The organism is Pantoea sp. JZ29 (assembly GCF_035190385.1).
Classification (GTDB): domain Bacteria; phylum Pseudomonadota; class Gammaproteobacteria; order Enterobacterales; family Enterobacteriaceae; genus Pantoea; species Pantoea stewartii.
Genome location: NZ_CP045241.1, coordinates 1,596,755 through 1,621,023, shown reverse-complemented (window position 1 = coordinate 1,621,023; position 24,269 = coordinate 1,596,755). Strand labels below are relative to the sequence as shown.

Below are 24,269 nucleotides of genomic sequence, written 5' to 3'. Positions count from 1 at the left end.
TCACTTAAGTAAGGAAAGCAGCTTGAGCAGAGACGCCAGCCTTTATCCGCTTCGCCAGACGCAGCGTGAACCTCATGACAATACACTCTGGAACTGGGCGCAAAACGCACCGATTGGTACACAACAGCAGGTAAAACGCCCTGCCAATGAGGCGGCTTTGCAGCAGTTACTGCGCGACACTGACAACACAGTGCGCGTTATTGGCAAAACCTACTCGCCCGGCAGAATGCTGGCTGTGCATTCCGATGATCTGCTGCTGGATCTGAGCGCCTTTACCGGCCTGCTCCGCAGCGATGCTCACAGCGTTACGTTTGCAGGCGCCACACCGCTCGAACAGATCTACAGCACCCTGACAGACATGGACCGCATGCTGGCCTCTTCGCCGGGCGTGATCTCCGTGCAGACGCTGGCCGGTGCGATGGCAACCGGTACGCACGGTCAGGGTCTGCAGCAAAGCTCCATTGCGGATGAAGCCGAGCAGATCCGTCTGGTGCTGAGCGACGGCTCCATACGGGAGCTGTCGCGCGGTGACGACGATTTTGCGGCGGCGCTGGTGTCGCTCGGCACCCTGGGCATCGTGACCGAAGTGACGTTGCGCACCCAACCGTTCCGCATCTTCACTTGCCACAAGAATGCGGTTTCGGCGGACAACCTGGAAAGCGATCTGCTGCGCTGGAATGAGGATTATGCACTCAGTAAGGCCTGGTGGTTTGTTGACGATAACATCATGCACGTCTGGAATGCACATCAGGCCAGCTACGATGAGATCCAGCGTTACGAGCAGTCGGGACGCGAAGTAGTAGAACATGCCGATGAAGGTGATGACAGCCTGAACGATACTATCGAACAGACGCTGGAGCACATGCATCGCGATACGCAGATTCACGGTAAAGGCGGCAAACAGTTCCGCACTGTGACTCGCTTTCGCGACTTTACCGATGTCACAGGCGACATCTACCAACTGTTCTGTCGCGGTATCGCCGTGCCGCAGATCAACGTTGAGATTGGCGTTCCGCTGGCGCGCACGCCGGCGATCATCAGCAAGATCAAACGCTGGTATGCCGAAAATCGTCCGCACATGCACTATCCGATTATCCTGCGCTGCACCGGTGCCTCATCCGCCTGGCTGAGCCCCGCCTTCGACCAGCCCACCTGCTTCTTTGGCTTTGTCGTTTATTACGCAGATGATGGATCGCTTTCTGAGGCCGGCCTGCACTTTTTAAGCGAGGTGGAGAAACTGCTGGCCGAAGAAGGTGGGCGTCCGCACTGGGGTAAATATTACGATGCCTCGCTCTACCACTGGCGGGATCTTTATCCGCACTGGGACCGCTTTCGCGCCCTGCGTGAACAACTTGATCCGCACCACCGCTTCAGCAACGACTATACCGCTGCACTGTTTAAATAATTTAAAAAAGGGATGTTATGTTTGCCTGGGTAACGTTACTGACGCAACCGGATTATCTGGTGGGCGTGAAAGCGCTGCACCGTTCACTGCAACAGACGAAAACACGCTGGCCACTGCTTGTGATGGCCACCAATGCTATCAGTGACAGCGAGTGTGAAGCCCTCAGGGATGAGGGCTGTATTATCCGCCGGGTTGATCCGCTTTATCCGGATAATGATTTGAATCAGCACTATGCCTCTGAACGCTTTGGCGAGGTCTGGACTAAGCTGCGCGCCTGGCAGTTGACCGAGTATCGGCGCGTGGTATTCCTGGATGCTGACATGCTCATCTTAAAGAATATGGATGAACTGTTTACACTGGACCTGGGTGACTTCGTGCTGGCCGCCTGCCACGCCTGCCGCTGTAATCCCAACCAGATTGAGTCCTATCCTGACAGTTGGGAGCCCGAGTTCTGCCACTATACCTGGCAGGAGCGCGAGCAGACGCCGCCGGCCCATGTGGATTATTACCTGAACGGTGGATTCCTGGTGCTGGAACCGGATGAGGCTGTCTTTAACGATCTTGAAGCGCGTATTGCTGCCATTGATGACCTGCGCGCCTATGCCTTCTCAGAACAGGACTTGCTCAACGAAGCTTTTAAAGATAAATGGCTGCCCCTTTCCTATATTTATAACGCGCTAAAAACGCTTCGTTTTCAGCACGATACGTTATGGGAATGTAAAGAGGTGAAGAACCTGCACTACATCCTGGCGAAGCCCTGGGAGCGGGATTTGTCACAGCCGGTGAGCCAGCGTGACCGCTATTACGCGATGGACAAGCTGTGGTGGGACAAAGCATCTGACTGCTGATAACAACGTGCGCCTGCCTGTCCGCAGGCGCACAGGTTCCCGTCTGTGCGTTAAAGTATGCTGTAACTACTATCAGACTTCCTGCCAGCACCGTTCTGTGGCGGACAGCGCAATCGCCTCCAGCACCTTTTGTACCTGCAAACCTTCGGCAAAATCCGGCCACATACGGTCGCCTGCGGCGACGCCATTAATCAGATCGCGTATTTCCACGGTCTTTTGATCGTTAAAGCCGATACCGTGGCCTGCTGACACGCAGAAACTGGCGTAATCCGGATGAGCAGGCCCGGTCAGAATCGTTTTGAAGCCCTGACGCCCGGCGGGTTCATCATGAAGATAGAGTTCAAGCTCTGCCATCCGTTCCTGCGTATAGCGCAGCGTGCCTTTGGTGCCCGTCACCACATAGGTCAGGCCCATCTTGGCTCCGCAGGCAATGCGCGAGGTTTCAATCACGCCGTGCGCCCCGTTCTTGAAACGCAGCAATGCGCTGGCCTGATCTTCGTTTTCAACCGGTAACTGACGACTGAGATCTTTCGGGTCAGGACGCGACCTGATGACCGTCATCATATCGCCGCTGACTTCCACTATATTGCCGACCAGATAATGCGCCATATTGACGATATGCGCAGCCAGATCGCCCAGGGCGCCCAGTCCGGCCAGTGCTTTTTGGCAGTGCCAGTCGAGCGGAGTGTCAGGTTTTGCCAGATAGTCCTCATTGTGCGTGCCATAAAAGTGCACCACTTCGCCGATTTCGCCTCGGGCAATAATCTCTTTCGCCAGCTGACTGGTGGGGTTTTTCATGTAATTGAAGCCCACCAGCGTTTTCACGCCGGCCTTTGCCGCGGCTTCCACCATTTCCCGGGCATCCGCTACGGTCAGGGAAAGCGGCTTTTCGGAATAGACATGTTTACCGTTAGCAATCGCAGCCAGCGCCATCTCTTTATGCAGAAAATTGGGCGCACAGATATCCACCACATCAATATTGGGATCGCACACCAGCTCACGCCAGTCACCGGTTGAGCGGGCAAACCCAAAGGTGGCGGCCTGCTTTGCCGCCAGTTCCGGATTCACCTCTGCCAGCATCTCACGGACAATCTCCCCTTTTAACGCAAACACCGCAGGGGCCTGGGCATAAGCAATCGCATGACAGCGGCCAATGTAGCCACTGCCGATCATGCCGATTCTGACTTTGTTCATTTGGACTCCGGGCGGACAGCGAAAGTTGAAATGAAATTTAAATTCCATTTATTAGCATTTCAAACTAAAAATGAAATAAATGTGACGAACATAAAGAACAATCGTCACTGTCCAGTCCAAGGCGACGTTTTACGCGGTTTGGGTTTCTGTTTACGCAATAAGAAACCCTGTGAAGCCGCTTGTTAGCGTTAGCGATACGGCACAGCGCACAGAGTTGGCGAGTATTTCAGCAATCAGACACTTTTATGAAAAAGAGTTTTGACAAGCCTGCACGACGTCGATAATATGCGCCCCGTTCAAACGATTCCTCTGTAGTTCAGTCGGTAGAACGGCGGACTGTTAATCCGTATGTCACTGGTTCGAGTCCAGTCAGAGGAGCCAGATTTAGAGAAGCCCGCTCAGTGAAACCTGAGCGGGCTTTTTGTTTTGGGAATGGCGTGAAATACGCAACAATCCAGGTCGCGTTACAGCGCAGGGAACTTAACGCAGGCGCTGCTCCGGCTGCGCTACTTCTTACCCACGATAAAACCCGCTACCGCGCGTAAGCCATCGATGATCGGCATCGTTGCCGCCCCCGCCAGGAAGTCCTCGTAATCCGCCTGGTTACGTTGGCGAATATCCGCAAAGCGAGCGAGTGCCTTTTTCTCACTGGACGCACTCATCTCCTCAAATTGCTTTTCATAGCCCTGCGCAATGAGCTGGGTAGCCTCGTCTGTAGACGATTTTTCCAGCACGACAATCTGCTTACCCTTTTGGAAAAAACAGTAATGTGGCATGTCAGGCTCCTTAAACGGGGCGGTTGATTCTGTAACTATAAACGGTGGTGAGAGCAACACAACCCTTAACGCGCTGGGGAAAGGTTCTCTTCTGACTCCGGTGTCTCGACCTGCAACACGATACAGCCCTTGCTGATCTCTGCCCTTACCTTCGTCCCCGTCTCGAATCCCAATTCACGTAACCATTTGCCACTAATGTTCAGTGCAGGTGTGCTGGTGTCCCCGAATTTAGGTACATATCCAACTGTATAATGTCGCTGGGTTTTAAATGAGGCCGCCGTAAGTGCAGCGTCAGAAGATCGGGCATTCATCGTCATTTGCAAGCTCCTGGTCAATAAGGTGAGTCCATCATTCGCGAGGCCATTTGGCGCGATACAGGCCGGATGAGGCTGTACCTGCTTCTGGTGCACCAGCACCGGGTTTGCGCCTTCAGACAGCCCGCTTACTGTTTATGTCTGCAAGACATCAATGCGTTAAAAGAGTGCCGACGCGCTGATATCGGGAGGTTTTCTTACTGGGCTGGTCCCGCTATCGGGTCTGACAAACGCTTGTAAACCATAACGATTTTAGCGGATGACAACAAGTCAGGACCTGGAAGCTAACTCGCATAACGTTGACAATATTCTGCTGTCTGTCCCGTCCGGCCCTGCGGCCGACTGTTATTGCGCCTCCAACGCATACTGCGCGCCAACTGACACGCCGTATGCGCGAATGGATAATGTGAATGGTGGGGCCTGAAGCCTGACTTTTGGCTGGCGCAAAGCAATACCGTTTACCCGGGCGGAAAAGCGCGGGGTAACCTTTATCCGCGCAGGGTAACTTATCTGAGAAGTGAGTCGGTAAACGCAAAATCCAGGGCGTATGCTTTAACCGGTAAGGTGGTCAGTCTGCTTACCTTTATCAAGACGTGAACTCACCGTCCGGCACGCTAAGCGGGCTTGCCGTCTGAATAGCGTTGCCTTCAGACAGCTTTTCGCCATTCCTTACGGGAATTTTAAGTTAATCAGATTACTGTACTGCGTGCGTGAAAGAGAAAGGGGTGCCTGGTTTTTAAAAAAAACCTTCACAAACTCGGCACTTGTGCCATACAGCTCCACACGCTGATATTCATGGCGGATAAATTGCTGAAGGATGGGCGTCATGTCCCGCGCATGATCCTGGGGCCAGGCGTTATGGGATGCCACGGTTTGCTCAAAGGTGAGGGGCGTACGCATTTGATCATCGGGTTTAAAATTAGCGCGTTTACGCTCCGCTTCTGTTTTGAAGTCTTCAAAGGCTTCATGTGCAGTATTAAAGAGATCCGCAAGTGCTTTGATATGGGCAGCCATCTGATTAACGGCAACGGTTTTTTTGTTGACGAAGTAGGCGCCTGCCGCAGAAAAGAGTGCCGCCAGTACAGGAAGAGAGCCCCGTCCAATAATACTTCCAAGACCCTGGTAAGCGGACCATAAAACCACACCTGTAGCGCCAGTAGAGCTTGATATCGCACCTGTCGCAATCGAACTTGCCTGCTGAACTCTGACGCCGCCAATACGATTGTCAAGATGCCGAATTTCTCCGCCAGGCCTCCTGACTGAAGCCGACTCTTCGTTCCAGGTTTTATAACGACGGTTATTATCTTCTTTATAATTCGACATCGCATAAGCAATCTGGCTGGTATCGGTTTTACTCAGCCGGGCGATTTCCGCTGGTTCAAACGATCTGACTAAAATCAGCGCTTCATCAAGCACCTCTTTGGACAGAAAGTTAGCGGAACCCGCAGGATTAAAACGAGGATCCGTAGTCAGGCCCTCAATAAGACTCACTTTTGGAAATGCCATAACGCCCTCACTTTTTGATGCCGCCCGACAAAGTCATTAGTTTTCTTTATTTTGTTTAATATCCCAGCCCATCTGTACAGAAGCGGCTTTCGTTCCCTGAGAAGCCTGTTCCCAGTATTCCAGTGCCACTTTGCTGGCCTGAAAGGAATATTGCATACCCAGCGTTGACGCGTGCCCGACGCCGGTGAAGTCAGTCTGTGTCACCAGGACATCCTCAAGTGTGATGCGGGTATACTCCACTTCCTGTCCACCCGCCTTGCAAACGGACAGCTGAACTTTCGGCAGATGTTTACCACTGGCGCAATATTTCACTAATGCAGGCGTGGCCTTATCAATTAAGGCCTCAACGGTTAAATCGCGGTAATTTACTTTACCTGCTCCCCCACCGCCGCCAACGGCCATATTCCCTGGCTGCTGCGCGCCCCAGTCAAATGAAAGTACATCAATCCATTTTTTATGATTCGCATTTTGCGACTCACCTTCAATCCCGTCTATCTTCAAAAATATATCAATAGCCATTTTTCACCTTTATATTTACGGGCAGATTAACTCAGCTCTCTTTATTTTGTTTAATATCCCAACCGGCTTTGCTTTCCGCACCTTTAGTCCCGCTGGCGCTTTGCTCCCAATAGCTGGTAGAAACTTTAGATGCCTGAAAGGCATAGTCCACAACAATAGTGTCACTTTGCCCGATACCGTTGAAATTCGTTGCGGTGACCAGAACATCTTCCAGCACAATTTTCGTGTACTCAATCTGACTACCGCCAGCTTTGCAAACCGACAGTTCAACTTTTGAAACATGCTTTCCGCTGGAACAGTATTTAAGAATGGCTGGCGTGGATTTATCGATTAAGGCTTTGATCCGCAGATCGTTAAAACTCACTTTTCCCGCGCCACCACCGCCGCCAACAGCCATATTGCCGGGTTGTGAAGCCCCCCACTCAAATGAGAGTACGTCGGTCCATCCTTTATGTTTACTGTCCTGTGATTCACCTGTGGTGCCTTCAACTTTCAAATAAATATCGATCGCCATTCTTTTTTCCGGTTAGTTTGGGGTGGGACAAAATGCACGATGCACATCGCCAGGCTGAGACATTTCGTCAGCATCAGTGCCATCTTAAATTCAGGATAAGCACCGGCCTGTCATTTCTGTTCGCTATAAAGTGGAAATAAAAAGATGACTGCGTTATTCACGCAGCAATTAGGGATAGTTAATCAGGCAACGATTCTTTCTACGCCCTTTACTCATTAATAAAATTAACATGAGTTCATGTCAATTAATTTACAACGCGCATGATTTTATTGAGATAAATCCGAAAGAGTTATTCTTAATAAGAAATTGTGTCGCGACGAAATAGTTTTTTAAAATAAAAAAACGGTATTCACTGCTACGTAACCGGGAGAGAAGACAGGACATCAGGATGGAAAAGAATGAAAAACCCCGCGCAATCCGGACTGCGCGGGGGCCTTATTCTCATAGAATCAGTTAGCGTTTAACGCCAGCCTAATTCAGGAGCGACATACTTCAGAATCGCTTCAATCACATGGGCATTATATTCCACGCCCAACTGATTCGGCACGGTGAGCAGCAAGGTATCCGCTTCGGCAATCGCCTGATCCTCTGCCAGCAGTTTGATCAGCTTTTCGGGTTCAGCCGCGTAACTGCGACCGAAAATGGCGCGGGTTTTCTCATCCAGAAAACCGACGGAATCCTGATCCTGACCACTGCGACCAAAGTAGGCGCGGTCCATATCATTCACCAGCGCGAAGATACTGCGGCTGACGGAAACCCGCGGTTCACGTTGATGCCCTGCCGCTTTCCAGGCATCACGGTAGGCGCGAATCTGTTTGGCCTGCTGGATGTGGAACGGCTCGCCGGTTTCATCATCTTTCAGCGTCGAGCTTTGCAGATTCATGCCCATTTTCGCTGCCCATACTGCGGTGGCGTTGGAACCCGAGCCCCACCAGATACGCTCACGTAAGCCTTCCGACAGCGGTTCAAGACGCAGCAAGCCCGGTGGATTGGGGAACATTGGCTGGGGATTCGGTTTAGCAAAGCCTTCGCCACGCAGCGCATCCAGGAACACTTCCGTATGGCGACGGCCCATGTCCGCATCCGTCTCGCCTTCCTGCGGCACGTAGCCGAAGTAACGCCAGCCATCAATCACCTGCTCGGGTGAACCACGGCTCAGTCCCAACTGTAAGCGACCGTTGGAAATCAGATCCGCAGCGCTGGCATCCTCCACCATATAAAGCGGATTTTCATAGCGCATGTCGATCACGCCAGTCCCTATTTCAATTTTTTTGGTGCGTGCACCGACCGCAGCCAGCAGCGGGAACGGCGAGCTGAGCTGACGGGCGAAGTGGTGCACACGAAAATAGGCCCCATCCGCGCCCAGTTCTTCCGCTGCGACGGCCAGGTCGATAGATTGCAGCAACACATCCTGGGCAGAACGCGTGGCGGACTGCGGCGAGGGCGTCCAGTGGCCAAATGAGAGAAAACCAATCTTTTTCATCTGTAACATCTCCTGGCGAAAGACGGGTGCTTTCGCATGATAAACATCGATGAAATAAGGTTACGCCAGCCATGTCATGAGGGATAGTGAATATACTTAAGCACTATATTCAAGATTTTTGACATAGGTCGCGCTCAATGGAACACGATCAATGCGCGATTCTGTGCCCATGCGGAATGTAATAATGCTTGCGGGCAGAATGGGTTTTAACGCATAACTAAACTTTCTGTCCTGCATCTGGACAGGCGCGTTTAACAGAGGGAAAAGGGATGCGTATTTTACTGGTAGGTGCGGGTGCAACCGGCGGTTATTTTGGTGCGCGGCTGATGCAGGCCGGACAGGATGTGACCTTTCTGGTCCGTGAAGGCCGTTTCCGTCAGTTACAACAAACGGGCCTGGTGCTGCAGACCCCATCAGGGCAGGAAACGCTGCATCCGACGTTGATCACTGCCGACAGCCTGGACACGCATTACGACTTAATCATCATCACGGTCAAAAGCACCGGTCTGGATCAGGCCATCCAGGACATTGAGCGGGCTGTCGGTCCGCACACGCTGATCATGCCGATCCTGAATGGCATGCGGCATATCGATACGCTGGTCACCCACTTTGGTGCCGACAGGGTGATCGGTGGGCTGTGCAAAATTAACGCCACGCTGAACGACCAGGGCCATGTGGTGCAGTTAACGCCTCTGCACCAGATCTGTTACGGCGCGCTGGATGGTAATAATGAGGCCCGGCTTCAGCGGGTTGATGTTGCCCTTCGCAGCAGCGTGGTCGACACAGTTTTTACCGACAATATTATCGGTGAATTATGGGAAAAATGGCTGCTGCTGAGCACGCTCGGCGCCGTGTGCTGTCTGGCGCGGGGGAATACGCAACAGGTGCTGAACCAGCCAGGCGGCGAGATGTTGCTTCAGGGCATTTATAGCGAAGTGCTGCAGATTATCTGTGCTGAGGGCTACCAACCGCGCCCGGCCGTGACCGCCAAAATCTACGCGCTGCTGAACGACGCGTCGACGCCGATGACCTCCTCAATGTATCGTGATTTGACCCAGGGCTTTGCGATTGAAGCCGACCCGATCATTGGCGACCTGCTGTTACGTGCCAGCCGTCATGGCATCACTGCACCGCTGTTGAACGCGGTCAATGTCAACCTGCAGATCTATCAACAGAACCGTTAAACACGGATGTGATGAGCACGCAGCCACGCCGTTGCACGACGCGTGGGTAACGGAAATTTGTTACACTCGCTGCCTCATCTTTTGGAGGAAGAATGACGTCCCGCTCTGTGACCCTTGATGATGTTGCCCAACTGGCGGGCGTTTCCTATCAAACCGTTTCTCGTGTGCTTAATCGCTCTGAGCAGGTTTCTCCCCGTACCCGCGAAAAAGTGGAAGCGGCGATGCAACAGCTCAACTACGTTCCCAATCGGGTTGCGCAGCAGTTAGCGGGTAAAGCCACGCGGACCCTTGGCCTGGCCACCAGCAATCTGGCGTTAATGGCCCCAGCGCAGATTGCCTCGGCAATACAGCAGCGCGCCGCCAGAGCCGGCTACCATTTAGTCATTGCTATGGACAGCGCGGACGATGCCGAAGCCACGGTGAATGAACTGATGGCGCAGCGCGTTGATGCCGTGCTGATTAATATGCCGCTTGAGGCCGCCGACGCGGAAAAAATCCGTCGTCTGTGTGGCAAAAAACCGGTGCTTTTTCTGGATGCTGAACCGCACGCCGTTGTGTCTCATTGCCAGTACTCCAATGAAAAAGGGGCGCGGGCCGCGGTTGAGCATCTCGTCGCGCTCGGACATACGCACATCGGCCTGCTGAATGGTCCGGTTCGCTCGGTATCGGCCCGTCAGCGTGAAGCGGTCTGGCGCCAGGCGCTGGCCGGGCACGGTCTGTCTCCCTGTTGTGTGCTGCGCGGCGACTGGAGTGCCCAGTCGGGCTACCAGGCTATGCTGTCTCAGTTACCGGACGCGCTGCCCCAGGCGCTGCTGGTAGCGAATGATGAAATGGCGCTGGGTGCCATGCGGGCATTGCATCAGCATGGCGTGGCGATTCCGGCTGAAATCTCCATTGTCGGCTACGATGACACGGCAGAAAGCGCCTGGTACCAGCCGCCGCTGACCACGATTCGTCAGGATCTCCAGCAACTGGGTGCCACGAGCGTGGAGCAGGCGCTGGCCGCGCTGCAGGGGGAAGCGGTCGCGTCACGGACGCTGGAGCCGGTACTGGTCGTACGGGAAACCACCGCCGCGCCGGCCAGCAAAGACGCAGACTTATCCGCGCTGGCCCGTCAGTTACAGCAGATTGCCCGCAAGCTGTCCCGCTGATCGCGGACGCAAAAAAACCCGCCCAACCGGATGGTTGGAGCGGGCTGGTTATCAGCGATAATACGCGTTGCCTTATGGCGTTTTCGTCTCGCCCACGCCCATGGTCTTGAGCTTTTTAGACAGCTCGCGGCGCTCTTTAGACAGGTCAGCGTTTTTGATGATGTACTCATCCACGCGATCTTCATAGTCGGCACGCATGCTGGCGATGATTTCCTGAATCGCCTCAACGCTCATGCCGGGTTTGATGTATTCGCTCAGGTTATCCAGCAGCAGCACACGCTTTTGGTTGTCACGAATTTTCTTCTCATTATCGACGATTTCACGCTGCAGTTTGTTCTTGCGGCGGAACGTACGGACAAACTCAAGTACGTCCTGAAATGATTGCTTGGCATTTTCCATGATGGCACCTTTCTTTAAGCCTGCTAAAGCAGGGAGAGAGTCAAAACGATCAGCTTAGCGGCCAGCCAGCCTTGTGGGCAATTCTCACAGCTAAATTCGGACTGGCTCTTATCTTAGCGCAAAAAAACCGGGTTTCGCATTAAGTCATTGTCTGAGGTGATTATTTACGCAGCGCCAGGCGCATCAAATCCGTCATGCGTTCCAGCTGCTTCGCCAGCTCCAGACTCAGCCAGACATAGCCATAAATCGGCGCTTCTTCCAGACGGTCACTCCCGTCAGCGATCAACTGCTTAAGCTCTTTGACGATTTCCGTTAACTCATGATTGGCCGCGATGATGTCGTAGGTTTCCCCCTTCACAGCCATGACCGATAAGGTTCGCAGCGCGTTTTCGGTCATCTCCTGCGTGCGGCGTAACGTCGGAGCATTCAGCATGATCAGATGACTTTCGCGTGATGCCCACCAGGCATTAATTTGCATCTCAATGGTGTACACCATATTACGGTTCAACGTCTGTATCGCTTCAAACACCGATTTTGGGATGCGGGTTTCTTTACTGGACGGCTCCAGCAGGGCACGCATTTTCACCACACTGGTGAGCAGTTTGCCCAGCGGTTTGTTCAGCCGGGGCTTTTCCACGAGGTTGGCGGAAAACCCCGCATGGTAGATTTTGGCCATTTCTGCCAGCGTATCTGACAGCTGAATACGCCAGTGAATATACGCACGCTGCGCCCAGATGGCCGTAAATAACAGCGCCAGTAACGATCCTAAAATGACATCGCCACCGCGCCACATCGCCACGGTGAAATCCCCCATTGGCGCGCCTACAACCACGCACAGCGTGATGCCAATCAGCAATGCCATGTAAGGGTGTTTCCCCAGCGTCAGATAGCCGCTGATAAACATGATCACTGCGCACCATGCCAGCATGCCGGGCAGCGAAATCATCTCCAGCCTGAGGGCGATAAGACCAGAGATTGACCCGGCAATCGTTCCGCCAATGCGTTGAATGGCGCGCGGGAAGACGTTTCCCCAGGTCGAGATCGGCCCCATCACCACGACCAGGGTAATCAAAGGCCAGGTGCCTTCGGGAATGCCCGTGACGCGGACAAGCAGAAACGCACACAGAAACGCCACCGCGATGCGTAACCCGTGCACGCTGCGGTAATGACGATATAACCAGAATTCCAGATTTGAGATGGGTTTATCAGAGCGCAAAGTCGCTTGTCCGCTGGTAAAAAATGATTCTACGCGTCGCGCCCTGCCGATCCTGGCGCGCCGTCAATGTTTTCGCTTGTACAGCGTTGATCGGACCATTATCAACAACCCTGCCCCGGAAATCAGCAAAATTCACCATGACGACAACACATGACGCACGATAGCGGGTTCATCCCTGCCCCGCGAAGGCGAAGCAGGGACGTAACGATTAGAACTTGCGTTTCAGGTAGTCCGTGATGCGGCTCACTACGCCCGCCTCGTTAACGGCGGTGAGTGCCACCAGCGGATAGCTGGCGATCTGCTTGTCCTTGTCCATCACCTGGATTTCACCAATATTCTCATTGGCTTTAAGTGGCGCTTCCAGGTCGGTGCGGTTGATCACGTATTTGGCTTTGACGTTCGGGATTTCGCTGCGCGGCAGTGACAGATAAACATCGTTTGCCGTGCCCACGTCAACCTGGTGCGGATTACCGTACCAGACATGTTCACTGCCAATTTTCTTACCGGCATGGAACAGTTGTACGGTATCAAACGTATTCTGGCCCCAGACCAGCAGCTTGCGCGCCTGCTCTTCACGCCCTTTCGCACTTTTCCCGCCCATGATGACGGCAATCAGGCGATGCTGACCCACAATGTTGGAGGCAATAATATTGAAGCCCGCCGTTTCAGTATGGCCCGTTTTCAGGCCATCGACGTGCAGGTTGTTGTCCCACAGCAGGCCGTTACGGTTGTTCTGGGTAATGCCGTTCCAGGTGAGGGTTTTTTCACGGTACATGGCATAGAAATCGGGCTCGCCATCAATAATGGCGCGTGACAGTTTTGCCATATCCAGTGCGCTGGAATATTGCCCCGGCGCATCCAGACCGTGTACGGTTTCGAAATGGGTATTCGTCAGCCCCAGTTTCTCCACGTAGTGGTTCATTAACTTAACAAAGTTGTCCTGGCTACCGGCCACGTAATCCGCCAGCGCAACGCAGGCGTCATTGCCTGAATCAATGATCACGCCGCGGCTGAGATCACGCACGCTTAACTTATCACCGGGCTTAAGAAACATCAGTGAGGAGCCTTTAAAGACCGGATTGCCTGCTGCCCAGGCATCTTTTCCCACCGTCACCATGTCGTCGCGGGTAATTTTCTTTTGGTCGATCGCGCGGTCGACCACATAGCCGGTCATCAGCTTGGTCAGACTGGCGGGATTCCGGCGCTCGTCGGGATTGCCCGCGGTCAGCACCTGCCCCGTGGTGGCGTCCATCAGCACCCAGGAGGCTGCATCAATCGCCGGTGGCGTCACAGGAAATGGCATATCGTCGGCCTGTGCCAGCGAAGCCCAAAAAACAGTTACGGTAATTAACAGACGCCTTTTCAACACTTCATCCTTAGTTGAGCAAGTAAAACGGACATGAACAGCGGGACGTTTTACGGCAAAACCCTTAATAAGGTTTAAATAAATTGAAAAAAAGTATGAACTGCTGCGCACCATTCAACAGCCTGCACCCTGGCAGTTGTACTCAGGCACGCAGACGACTATCCTGAACGTTGATTTTTTGCAGACAGGACAGCGACGTGCCCGCCTCTGAATTCACTTTTTGGTTGAGGGAAATGCTTCGCGCTCCGGGAAGAGTTCGGCCGCTGTGTCCCCCTCTGACGAACGTTTAAGGGCGACGTTAAATACTTACTAGAGGTACGAGCTTTGCGCTGTCAGGTCTTTCGTTGAGGTCATATCCCTGCAGGGTGTTTCTTACTGACGCGCCATGCATCGTTAACCCGCCCCGGCCGTTTCTTTGCCGATCAGTATTTGATAAATCGTGGACACCCTGAGTTTGAATCCACTTTTTAGCGGTATGGTTAGCTCTGCGCCAGTATTTTGGTCTGAACGTCATCATCAGGAATCAGACAGATGTCTTTCTTAATTCTGTTTCGGAATCTACGCCCTGACACCATCAAGGAAGGTAAACCGTTGCATAACCTTCATCAACTTAAATGCCCTGTCAGCTGAACATCGCCATGTAAAGGATGATACAAGCATATGATCTTTTACACACCGTCACGCTTTGTGAAGAAATGCGCCCGTCGTGACCGTCAGAGTCTGCCGTTACGAACCGACCGGAAGCGGATTTATCCTCTGTGCCACCGCGTTTTGTGCCACTCAACATCATCCTGATTTTGTTACACAGAAAAATCGCTTCAGTAATAAATATTGAATGAAATAACCTTTAAAGACAACGAACCGACTCTGGCAAAAGCCAACACATGATTTAGATCAAGCCGCTATGGTGGAGAGATTTGTAGAGTCAGTGAAATTTAATCATTTTCGCGTGAGTACTTTTGCTTTAAAAATCCATCCGCTTACTTAACAGACTAATAATTACACACCAATATGGTCAAAAAGTTTTCATTAACCTCGCAGCAGATCATTAAGGCGAGCGGTTAATACGAACATCAATGGACATCGAAAAGGACAAGGAAATGTATTACAGGGATGAGATAATAAATTATTTGCAAGCTAATAACATATTAGCCTCTAAATTAGATCGTGCGTTAACAGGTGTAATGGATTCTGTTTCAAAGCAGATTAATACGATTGGCGCAGGTGCCAAAAGGGCCATTTATTACACATCGTGCTTTACTCAGCAATACCAGGATGTGTGTAAGAAACAGCGGAATGAAGATGTAAGATTTACTAAAGGTCTCTATCATTTTTTACAGCATGAAGAAGTTATTCATAAGATGTTTTATTTTTATTTTGAGGAGATACTCAAGCAAAAAACACCCGCTCAAATAGAATGTATCAAAGAAATCCTAATGACTGTTAATATTTATATCGCAGCAAGCTCTTTAACTAAATCTGGATTTGCTTTTGCAGTGGCAACATGTGTTTCAATCGGCCTGAATCTGAGTCTTAACATGGGCGCTATTGCTGGTCGTACAGCGAGTGTAGTAGTAGCATATGCGGGAATGTATGGCATTGTGCAGAAGGCCGCAGAGAGTGCTGACCGTCTTCGAATGAGCTATCCAGCATTCTTTTCGACACTATATGCTAATGAGCTTGAGATGCTCTACTTTCTGGTTGAGCCCTTATTTATCCGTGCCGACGCGTTCCCGGCTCAATGGGCATCAGAGGCAGATATTGCTAATATCATTGAAAGGATGATTAGGTAGCCATAATGTCATTTATTAAGAAAACTTTTCTGTGGCTGTTTCAACAGCTGTTTTCGCTTCATGCACCACCCGCTTGCGTTCTAATATTTGCAGTTGTTTTCTTCCAGATATTTCCTGATGGACCTCTATGGCCTGTGGGTATTTTCGCTATATTCATCATTTTTATCTTTATGAAGTATTTTAAATGGTAATTTTTTCATGACAAGGAAGTGAGACATCTGTTCACATGCGCTTGTGTCTTGAAGATGAAAGTTTTAGCGTAAATGCCTGGCATCAATAATTCAACAGGTTACTCGGCAACCCAACAACCATACGTTAATATGAACAAAAGTTTCTCAGTTAAAAACAAAATAAACAGTAAATTGCAATACATAAAAACATCCCTTATGGCTGTGAATGTTCATGTTGCAGCCAGTTATCTGACAAATACCGGTTTTGCATTAGCAACGGCATCAGCCGCCGCCACCGGTATAAATTTGAATCTCCAAATGAGTGCATTGACTGGTCGACACGCAGGTGTGGTTGCAGGCTTTCCTGGTGTTTATGGCGTTGTTCAGAAATCGGCAAACAGTGCGAACCGTCTTCAATTTATAAATACGGCTTATTACTCTGATTTATATAAAAATGAACCCGGAATGATGTATTTCTTAATAGAGTCATTATTTGAGCGCATTGGACATATTAAAACTCAGATTTTCACTGATGATGAAGTCGTCGATATCATTTCCAGCATGGCTGGATAATACTTATGGGCCTGTTAAAAAGAGCCCTTATGATAATATTAAAACCATTGGTATTGCAGTACACTCCAACCGTATTAACTCTCATATTTTCTGTAATACAGGTCAGTTTTTTCCCAAAAGCTCCACTATGGCTTATTTCTCTGTTTTTTTGTTCATTCTTTTCCGTTTTGAACGGTGATTTTTAACATAAATAATTTAAGGAAATCATATGACTACCCCCGCACATTTATGGCTTGAAGATGAAAACGGCTCACCCATTGTTGGTAGTTGCCAGATGCCACTACGGTTAGGTTCAATCGAATTAAAATCTTTTTCTCACGGCGTAACCATTCCGGTTGATCCCAGTTGGGGGAAACTAACTGGGACCCGTATTCACCGCCCCATTACAATAGTGAAAGAATTTGACAGAACCACACCCATTTTATATCGCGCTGTATGCCAGGGTCGTCCTATGAAGAAGGCTACAATTAAAATGTATCATATTCTGGATTCTGGTACAGAAGTCGACTATTTCAATATTATCTTAGAAAATGTCAAAATAACGACTGTTTCGCCCTACCTCGCACCGAATGGGATGAGCAGCACTCATCTGGAAACCCTGGAGATGCGCTATGAGGCGATTACCTGGAAATATGTAGAGGGAAATATTATCTTCCGCGACGCATGGAACGATCGCGCGACGGCTTAAACGACCTGCTGGTCTGCGATGGAGCCAGAAGCATTGTTGTCGTAAGCCTGCAACGACGCGGGCACGCGTTCGCGTCTCTTCTGCGCCAGTTGATTAATCTTATCAGCGTATGAGCATACCAACGGACGAGACAAGGCATTCGGCTATGACCCCAACCGGCCGCCAGAATAATTGCACACAAACGCGGCGTCCAGCGTTTAACTGTCATCACAAGGCAATAAAAACGGCACGTTGCTTTCCATAAGCGGCACGTCCTGGTATGAGACCGCCTCCCTGCATGATGTCCTTTCCCTTACCATTGGCAATTCTGAAACCATACCGAAAACGAATCACGGTTTTAATGAAATGCGTGTACCCTGGCCGCCGGTATCTGCAACTTTAGATGGGCCGGAATATGCTTTACCCTGTATGGAACACAGTCTTATGTCACTTAAATCAAAATATGTTTGGTACACAGAAAAATCGGCTGGGTACAACACAGGATATGAAAAATTTAAACGACGGCGAACCGGTGGTGGCCAAAGTGAACAAGCAATGGAAAAAAATCGATAATTATCTTTTTATTTCATATAATTAATGAACATACATGAATGGTAATGAACATTGAAAAACGATCGCGCACAACTCACGTTCCTCTTTCACGATTACGAAACCTTCGGCACCAGCCCGCAACGGGATCGTCCGGCACAGTTTGCCGGTTTGCGCACCGACAGCGAGTTCAATCCGATTGGCGAGCCAGAGGTATTCTACTGCCGCCCACCGGATGATTACCTGCCCCAGCCTGAAGCGGTCATGATCACCGGTATTACGCCGCAATTAGCCGCCTCCCGGGGCGTGAACGAGGCCGAGTTTGCTGCCCGTATTCATGCGCTGTTTACCACCGAACAAACCTGCGTCGTGGGTTATAACAACGTGCGCTTTGACGATGAAGTGACGCGCAATATCTTTTACCGCAACTTCTACGATCCGTACGGCTGGAGCTGGCAAAACGGTAATTCCCGCTGGGATTTGCTGGACGTGATGCGCGCCTGTTATGCGCTGCGCCCGGAAGGTATCAACTGGCCAGAGAATGATGACGGCTTTCCCAGCTTCCGGCTGGAGCATCTGACCAAAGCCAACGGCGTGGCGCACGAAAACGCCCATGATGCGATGTCGGATGTCTATGCCACGCTGGCAATGGCGAGACTGGTGAAAGAAAAACAGCCAAAACTGTTTGAGTTTTTGTTTACGCATCGCAACAAAAACAAACTGATGACCCTGATCGACATCCCGCAGATGAAGCCGCTGGTCCATGTTTCTGGCATGTTTGGCGCGGCGCGCGGCAATACCAGCTGGGTGGTGCCGCTTGCCTGGCATCCGGACAACCGCAATGCGTTGATCGTGGTGGATTTGGCCGGGGATATTGCGCCCCTGCTGACGCTGGATGCGGACAGTTTGCGCGAGCGCCTGTACACACCTAAAAGCGAGCTGGGCGATCAGCCTGCCGTGCCGGTGAAACTGGTGCACATCAATAAGTGTCCGGTGCTGGCACCCGCTAATACCTTGCGTCCGGAAGATGCCGGGCGGCTGGGTATTGATCGTCAGTTCTGCCTGGATAATCTGGCCACGCTGCGTCAGCATCCTGACGTACGTGAAAAACTGGTGGCTATTTTTGCTGAGGCGGAACCTTTTGCGCCGTCAGAGGATGTCGACACGCAGCTCTATGACGGTTTCTTTAGCGATGCCGACCGCGCCGGAATGAACATCATCCGCCAGACCGCTCCTGCCAATCTGCCTGCGCTCAATCTGACATTTGACAGCCCACGGGTGGAAAAGCTGCTGTTTCGTTATCGCGCCCGTAATTTCCCCGGTACGCTGGATGATGCCGAACAGCAGCGCTGGCTGCAGCATCGCCGTGAGGTTCTGAATCCAGAAAAAGTGCAGGCTTTTCTGATGGAGCTGGAATCGCTGGCCAGCCTGCATGAAGGCGACGCGGAAAAACTGTCTCAGCTTAAAGCGTTGTACCGGTACGCGCAGGAACTGGTGTCCTGACGTCCCGGCAGACCGGGAAGGCCTGTCGCCCTCCCGGTTTGTATATCAGATTACCCACCATAGCGCCCAGGTCAGGGCAAAGCCGCTCAGCCCCATCAGGGTCGTCAGTACCGTCCAGGTTTTTAAACCGTCCGCCACCGACAGGCCCAGATAGCGCGTTACCACCCAGAAACCTGCATCATTCACGTGCGACAGGCCCAGACCGCCGAAGCACACCGCCAGCGTGACCAGTACACGGTGCATATCATCTATGCCAGTCACGGCCTGGGTCAGTAATCCGCTGGTCGTGAGGATCGCCACGGTTGCCGAGCCCTGCGAGGCGCGTAGCGCCAGCGACAGAATAAACGCGGCAGGAATCAGGGGCAAATGCAGCGTTTCCAGCGCCCGCGCCAGCGCGTTGCCGACACCGGACTCCACCAGTACCTTACCAAACGCCCCGCCCGCGCCCGCCACCAGAATCACGCTGGCCGATCCCGGAATGGCGCGACCGGTCAGGTCCTCCAGCTTGTCCTTGCTCCAGCCACGACGCAGGCCCAGTAGCCAGGCGGCCAGTCCCAGGGCGATCAGCAGCGCAATCGGCGGGGTGCCAATAACCGTCATCACCTTGCGCAGCAGGCTGTCTTCCGTCAGCAGCGAGTGCGACAGCGTGCCTGCCACGATCAGCACAATCGGGACGACGATCAAACCGCTGATGGTCAGCGCGCCCGGCGGTGCGGGTTCATTTTTCTTCTGTACCCCTTCCGGCTTCGCCATCTGCAACTGTTCCAGTACCTCAACCGACAGGTGGTACTGCCGACGGTTCATTGCCTTTGCCACGTAATAGCCGAGGATACCGACCGGCACCGAGACCAGAATTCCCAGCATCATCAGCCAGCCCATATCAGTATGCAAAATGGCCGCGGCGGCGGCGGCGCCAGGGTGCGTCGGCAGCGCCACATGCACAGTCAGCATGACGCCCGCCATCGGTAAGCCAAACTTCAGCGGGGATACCCGCGCCACTTTGGTAAAACCGTAGATCAGCGGAATGACAATGATAAAGCCCACTTCAAAAAATACCGGGATGCCTAAAATAAAGGCAGCCATCGTCAGGGCGGCAACGGTACGTTTCAGACCCAGCGTTTTGCTGAAACGCTGGGCCAGCGACTCTGCGCCGCCAGAGGCTTCGATAATGGCCCCCAGCATCGCCCCCAGCACGATAATGATTGTGATATGCCCCAGCAGTCCGCCCATCCCGCTGATAATGGTTTCCATGATTTTTTCAGCCGGAATACCGGTCGCGATGGCCACCAGCAGACTGACAATTAACAGGGCAACAAAGGGATGGACTTTGGCTTTAATGACCAGCAACAGCAATATCACAATGCTGGCGGTCGCAATGGCTAACAGCAACGCAGTCGTCATAGTAAACCTCTGGAATAGTTATCTTTTTTCGCGTTTTTTCGTTAAAGCTCAACCTGGTGCCGCTCCGTTTCAGAGACGAGCAGAATGGCACCGGTACCGCAGCACCGGTGTGATTTTTTCACGTTAACTCAGCGGTTTTTCATCCAGGGCGCCAGCCAGCTCAGCCCCTCTACGGTGTCGCCGCGCGGGAAATATTCGCAGCCGACCCAACCGTCGTAGCCCACCTCATCTAACAGGCTGAACAGCCAGGGGTAGTTGATCTCGCCCTCGTCAGGTTCATGTCGACTGGGCGCGGCGGCGATTTGCACATGGCGATAACGTCCGGCGTAATGGCGAATCAGATGGCTGAGATTGCCGTCCACGATCTGGGCATGAAACAAATCCAGTTGGGTGAATACGTTGGGCCGGTCGATAAGGTCGACCATCTCCAGCGTCTGATACTGGCTGGCATAGAGATAGTGCGGTTTGGTTGTGGGATTAAGGGCTTCGATCAACAAGCGGATATTATACGGCGCAAATCGTTCTGCCGCGTAGCGCATGTTGCGGATGAATGTCTCGACATAGCGCTGGCGATCGGCACCCGGCGGCACCGTTGCGGCCATGATATGCACCTGTGGGCAATCCAGCGCCTGTGCATATGCCAGCGCCCGGTCGATATCTGCGCGCGCGTCGGCTTCCCGTCCGGGAATAGCCGAAACGCCCCATTCCCCCGCGTCAACGTTGCCCGGTGCGCTGTTAAACAGCACCAGTTTAAGCCCGTTGTCCGCCAGCAGCGCTTTCAGTTGCTCAGCCGGATATTCGTAGGGAAACAGAAACTCGACCGCGCTGAAGCCCGCCTGTGCCGCCGCGGCAAAGCGTTGCAGAAAAGGCATTTCGTTGAACTGGGTAGATAAGTTAGCTGCAAACTTTGGCATTACCGGCTCCTGAGTTCAGCGACGTCGTCGGCGGTTAAATAACGAATGGCGCGATCGCCCAGGGTAAACATCAGACGCGCCGTTTCTTCCAGCTCCTCGGTATTATCCGCCGCTTCGCGCAAAGTTTTGCCGACCACCACCGGACCATGGTTTGCCAGCAGGAAGGCGCGGTAACGCGGGGCAAGCACCGCCAGATCCTCCGCCAGCCGCGCATCACCCGGTTTATAATACGGCACCACCGGTACATCGCCTACCCGCATCACCACATAGGGCGTGAACGGGCGGATGCAGTTCTGGCTGTCCAGATGTTGCAGGCAGGAAAGCGCGGTCAGGTAGTGACTGTGCAGGTGAACCACCGCCCGACAGTCCGGATTATTCAGGTAGAGCGCCCGGTGAAAGGCGATCTCTTTCGACGGTTTATCCCCGGCTATCCACTCCCCCTGTAACGTCACGTTAGACAGACGCTCCGCATCCAGTTCGCCCAGGCAGGACCCCGTGGGCGTTGCCAGTAAGGTGCCGTCGTCCAGCAGCAGCGACAGATTACCGGCCGAGCCGGTGGCGTAACCACGCTGGAAGAACGAGGCACCCAGTCTGACCATCTCTTCGCGGGCCTGTTGTTCAGTCATGTGAAAACTCCGTTTGTGCGCGGCGGAAGAACTGCTCATCGCCAAAATTGCCAGACTTCAGCGCCAGTGACAGCGGCTGCTGGATATCTCTGACCCAGGGCACACCGGGCGAAATCACCGGACCAATATGGAAGGCGGTCACGCCCAGGCTTTGGGCGACCACGCCCGAGGTTTCGCCGCCCGCCACGATAAAACGCTGCCAGCCGCGGGATTGCAGATCTCTCGCCACCTGAGCAAACAGTTGCTCTACCGCCTCACTGCTGCGCTGTGCACCGAAATGCTGCTGGATCGACTGCAGCTGTTGCGCATCCGCAGTGGCAAAGAGCATCGGGGCCAGCGGCCCGTCGGCATGCTCAACGACCCAGTCGCACAGCGCCCCGGCGTACTGTTCATCGTTGAGGCAGCGCTCAACGTGAATTTCCCGGGCGGGTGCCTGCTGGCGATACGCGTTGACCTGGCGGTTGGTCATTGGTGAACAGGAACCCGAAAGCACCACGGCCCGCTGCCCCTGCGGATAGCCCGCGCGCTGCGCCTGACCATCGTCGCAGCCAGATGTTGACCACTGGCGCGCCAGGCCAATTGCCAGCCCGGAGCCGCCCGTGACCAGCCGCATCGACGTCAGCGCTTCGCCCTGATTCAGCAGATGCTGCTCAGTAAGCGTGTCGATTACGGCATAGTTCACGCCCTGAGCACGCAGATGTTCAAGTTGCTCTGTTATCGCGCCTGCGCCCTGCTCGACCGTGGCTAACGGAATAAGCCCGGCTTTTCCCGTGCTCTGACACGCCATCAGCCTTAGCAGGTTACTGTCGGTCATCGGCGTGACAGGATGATGGCGCATGCCGGACTCCGACAGCAGGTGTTCCCCCACAAACAGGTAGCCTTGATAAACGGTACGTCCGTTGACCGGCAATGCCGGGCAGATCACCGTCAGCGTCTCATTCAGCGCGGCCATGAGCGCATCCGTCACCGGACCGATGTTACCCGCAGCGGTGCTGTCGAACGTGGAACAGTACTTGAAATAAAAGCGCTCACAGCCTTGCGCCTGCAGCCAGCGCAGCGCCGCAAGCGACTGACTGACGGCCAGCGCAGGCGCACAGGATCGCGATTTCAGGCTGACCACAATGGCCTGGGCATCCGGGACCGTTGTCTGTTCTGGGATGCCGTTAAACTGAATGGTAGAAAGCCCGTTCTGCACCAGAAAGCTGGCAATGTCGGTTGCGCCGGTAAAATCGTCGGCAATCACCCCTAAGCGCATCACATCGCCTCCTCGCGCTGGGGCAGCGTAATGCCGCTGAAGATTTTAATCACCGCACTGTCATCCTCGCGGCCAAAACCGGCATTGCTGGCCTCAGTGAACATATTCAGCGCGGTAGAGGCCAGCGGTAGCGGGAAATGCAGGGCTTTCGCCGTATCGGCGACCAGATTCAGGTCTTTGACAAAGATGTCCACTGCGGATTTCGGTCGATAGTCGCCGTCGACGACATGGCGCATACGGTTTTCAAACATCCATGAGTTGCCCGCTGCGTTAGTGACCACCTCATACATCGTATCGAGCGGAATCCCGGCGCGGGCGGCCAGCGCCATGGCTTCGGCCCCGGCGGCAATGTGCACGCCCGCCAGCAGCTGATGAATGATTTTGACTGTCGATCCCTGACCGATTTCCGTGCCGACGCGGTAAACCTTTGCGGCGACCGCATCCAGTACCGGTTGCAAAGCCGCAAAGGCCGCATCGCTCCCGGATGCCATCACGGTCATCTCGCCACTGGCGGCTTTGGCGGCCCCGCCGGACACTGGCGCATCCAGCATCAGCAACTGACAGTCCGCCAGTCTGGCGGCGATCTGCTGCGCATCCTGCGCGGACAAGGTGGAGGATACCATCACCGCCGTGCCCGGCTTCAGCCTGGCCGCCAGCCCCTGCTCGCCAAACAGAATTGCATTAACCTGCCGGGCATTCACGACCAGCAACAGGACAGCATCCAGGTGTTCGGCAAAGGCATGGGCCGACGACTGCGCGTCACGCGCGCCTGCCTGGCGCAGCGTTTCGCAGGCCTGCGGATTCAGATCAACGCCCCATGTCGCCAGCCCAGCCCGGATGCAGGACTGCGCCGCGCCCATTCCCATTGAGCCTAAACCTATGACACAAATGTTTGAAGCGGGCATCGGTGGCCTCCCTTGTTAAATTAAGTGAATTTTTGGTC

General features: G+C 53.2%; 23 protein-coding genes and 1 tRNA gene. 9 read left to right on the top strand and 15 right to left on the bottom strand.

The features are described from left to right. Nucleotides 1–22: 22 nt before the first annotated feature. Nucleotides 23–1,405, top strand: a complete 1,383-nt coding sequence (locus GC090_RS07600; RefSeq protein ID WP_324021262.1) for a D-arabinono-1,4-lactone oxidase — start codon at nt 23–25, stop codon at nt 1,403–1,405. A gap of 17 nt (nt 1,406–1,422) precedes the next feature. Beyond that, nucleotides 1,423–2,253: a glycosyltransferase family 8 protein gene (locus tag GC090_RS07595; RefSeq protein WP_039338083.1), complete on the top strand. Its 831-nt coding sequence runs from the start codon at nt 1,423–1,425 to the stop codon at nt 2,251–2,253. 72 nt (nt 2,254–2,325) lie between these two features. Here GC090_RS07595 and GC090_RS07590 read toward each other — a convergent pair whose 3' ends face one another. Continuing rightward, complete coding sequence (locus GC090_RS07590; RefSeq protein WP_324021260.1) at nt 2,326–3,447, bottom strand: Gfo/Idh/MocA family protein; 1,122 nt, start codon at nt 3,445–3,447, stop codon at nt 2,326–2,328. A gap of 305 nt (nt 3,448–3,752) precedes the next feature. Here GC090_RS07590 and GC090_RS07585 point away from each other — a divergent pair. After that, nucleotides 3,753–3,828 (top strand) — tRNA-Asn (locus GC090_RS07585). Between the two features lie 125 nt (nt 3,829–3,953). Here GC090_RS07585 and GC090_RS07580 read toward each other — a convergent pair. The 6 genes from GC090_RS07580 to GC090_RS07555 all read right to left on the bottom strand — a co-directional run bounded on the left by GC090_RS07580 (nt 3,954) and on the right by GC090_RS07555 (nt 8,559). After that, nucleotides 3,954–4,223 carry a hypothetical protein gene (locus GC090_RS07580; protein WP_110268265.1) on the bottom strand — a complete coding sequence of 90 codons (270 nt, stop codon included), beginning with the start codon at nt 4,221–4,223 and terminating at the stop codon, nt 3,954–3,956. 65 nt (nt 4,224–4,288) lie between these two features. After that, nucleotides 4,289–4,540, bottom strand: a complete 252-nt coding sequence (locus tag GC090_RS07575) for a SymE family type I addiction module toxin (protein WP_172912958.1) — start codon at nt 4,538–4,540, stop codon at nt 4,289–4,291. A gap of 666 nt (nt 4,541–5,206) precedes the next feature. Further along, nucleotides 5,207–6,043: a hypothetical protein gene (locus GC090_RS07570; protein WP_054633505.1), complete on the bottom strand. Its 837-nt coding sequence runs from the start codon at nt 6,041–6,043 to the stop codon at nt 5,207–5,209. Between the two features lie 36 nt (nt 6,044–6,079). After that, the gene (locus GC090_RS07565) at nt 6,080–6,562 is read right to left on the bottom strand and encodes an Hcp family type VI secretion system effector (RefSeq protein WP_033740412.1); all 483 of its coding nucleotides are present in this window, start codon (nt 6,560–6,562) and stop codon (nt 6,080–6,082) included. Nucleotides 6,563–6,593: 31 nt separating this feature from the next. Then, nucleotides 6,594–7,076: an Hcp family type VI secretion system effector gene (locus GC090_RS07560; protein ID WP_039338087.1), complete on the bottom strand. Its 483-nt coding sequence runs from the start codon at nt 7,074–7,076 to the stop codon at nt 6,594–6,596. 460 nt (nt 7,077–7,536) lie between these two features. Then, a complete protein-coding gene (locus tag GC090_RS07555; protein ID WP_054633503.1) occupies nt 7,537–8,559 on the bottom strand; it encodes an LLM class flavin-dependent oxidoreductase in 1,023 nt (340 codons plus the stop codon). Nucleotides 8,560–8,828: 269 nt separating this feature from the next. Between GC090_RS07555 and GC090_RS07550 the strand changes: the two genes are divergently transcribed. After that, complete coding sequence (locus tag GC090_RS07550; protein WP_324021256.1) at nt 8,829–9,743, top strand: ketopantoate reductase family protein; 915 nt, start codon at nt 8,829–8,831, stop codon at nt 9,741–9,743. Between the two features lie 92 nt (nt 9,744–9,835). After that, nucleotides 9,836–10,894, top strand: a complete 1,059-nt coding sequence (locus GC090_RS07545; protein ID WP_033740416.1) for a LacI family DNA-binding transcriptional regulator — start codon at nt 9,836–9,838, stop codon at nt 10,892–10,894. Between the two features lie 72 nt (nt 10,895–10,966). On the opposite strand, the gene tmaR is transcribed toward GC090_RS07545, so the two are convergent. The 3 genes from tmaR to dacD form a co-directional block, all read right to left on the bottom strand. Next, entirely contained in the window at nt 10,967–11,293 is a 327-nt protein-coding gene (tmaR, locus tag GC090_RS07540) for a PTS system regulator TmaR (RefSeq protein ID WP_033740422.1), read from the bottom strand. 160 nt (nt 11,294–11,453) lie between these two features. Next, entirely contained in the window at nt 11,454–12,509 is a 1,056-nt protein-coding gene (locus GC090_RS07535; RefSeq protein ID WP_033740425.1) for an FUSC family protein, read from the bottom strand. 208 nt (nt 12,510–12,717) lie between these two features. Next, complete coding sequence (gene dacD, locus GC090_RS07530; RefSeq protein WP_172913000.1) at nt 12,718–13,875, bottom strand: serine-type D-Ala-D-Ala carboxypeptidase DacD; 1,158 nt, start codon at nt 13,873–13,875, stop codon at nt 12,718–12,720. A 1,100-nt stretch (nt 13,876–14,975) separates the two neighbouring features. On the opposite strand from dacD, the gene GC090_RS07525 reads away from it, so the two are divergent. The 4 genes from GC090_RS07525 to sbcB all read left to right on the top strand — a co-directional run bounded on the left by GC090_RS07525 (nt 14,976) and on the right by sbcB (nt 19,130). Beyond that, nucleotides 14,976–15,668, top strand: coding sequence for a hypothetical protein (locus tag GC090_RS07525; protein ID WP_324021545.1), 693 nt, complete (start codon nt 14,976–14,978; stop codon nt 15,666–15,668). A 263-nt stretch (nt 15,669–15,931) separates the two neighbouring features. Next, on the top strand, nt 15,932–16,411 hold the full coding sequence (locus tag GC090_RS07520; protein ID WP_324021253.1) for a hypothetical protein: 480 nt from the start codon (nt 15,932–15,934) through the stop codon (nt 16,409–16,411). Nucleotides 16,412–16,619: 208 nt separating this feature from the next. Further along, entirely contained in the window at nt 16,620–17,099 is a 480-nt protein-coding gene (locus GC090_RS07515; RefSeq protein WP_110268260.1) for an Hcp family type VI secretion system effector, read from the top strand. A 603-nt stretch (nt 17,100–17,702) separates the two neighbouring features. Next, nucleotides 17,703–19,130, top strand: a complete 1,428-nt coding sequence (sbcB, locus tag GC090_RS07510; protein WP_205956570.1) for an exodeoxyribonuclease I — start codon at nt 17,703–17,705, stop codon at nt 19,128–19,130. Nucleotides 19,131–19,175: 45 nt separating this feature from the next. Here the strand turns inward: sbcB and GC090_RS07505 are convergent, their stop codons facing one another. The 5 genes from GC090_RS07505 to ltnD form a co-directional block, all read right to left on the bottom strand. Then, nucleotides 19,176–20,531: a GntP family transporter gene (locus GC090_RS07505; RefSeq protein ID WP_033740429.1), complete on the bottom strand. Its 1,356-nt coding sequence runs from the start codon at nt 20,529–20,531 to the stop codon at nt 19,176–19,178. Nucleotides 20,532–20,659: 128 nt separating this feature from the next. Further along, complete coding sequence (gene otnI / locus GC090_RS07500; protein ID WP_324021252.1) at nt 20,660–21,445, bottom strand: 2-oxo-tetronate isomerase; 786 nt, start codon at nt 21,443–21,445, stop codon at nt 20,660–20,662. Further along, a complete protein-coding gene (locus tag GC090_RS07495) occupies nt 21,445–22,071 on the bottom strand; it encodes a 3-oxo-tetronate 4-phosphate decarboxylase (RefSeq protein ID WP_324021250.1) in 627 nt (208 codons plus the stop codon). The genes otnI and GC090_RS07495 overlap by 1 nt, the downstream gene beginning before the upstream one ends. After that, a complete protein-coding gene (gene otnK / locus GC090_RS07490; protein ID WP_054633497.1) occupies nt 22,064–23,326 on the bottom strand; it encodes a 3-oxo-tetronate kinase in 1,263 nt (420 codons plus the stop codon). Before otnK ends, GC090_RS07495 begins: the two co-directional genes overlap by 8 nt. Further along, nucleotides 23,326–24,231, bottom strand: coding sequence for an L-threonate dehydrogenase (ltnD, locus tag GC090_RS07485; protein WP_039338099.1), 906 nt, complete (start codon nt 24,229–24,231; stop codon nt 23,326–23,328). The genes otnK and ltnD overlap by 1 nt, the downstream gene beginning before the upstream one ends. Between the last annotated feature and the right edge of the window lie 38 nt (nt 24,232–24,269).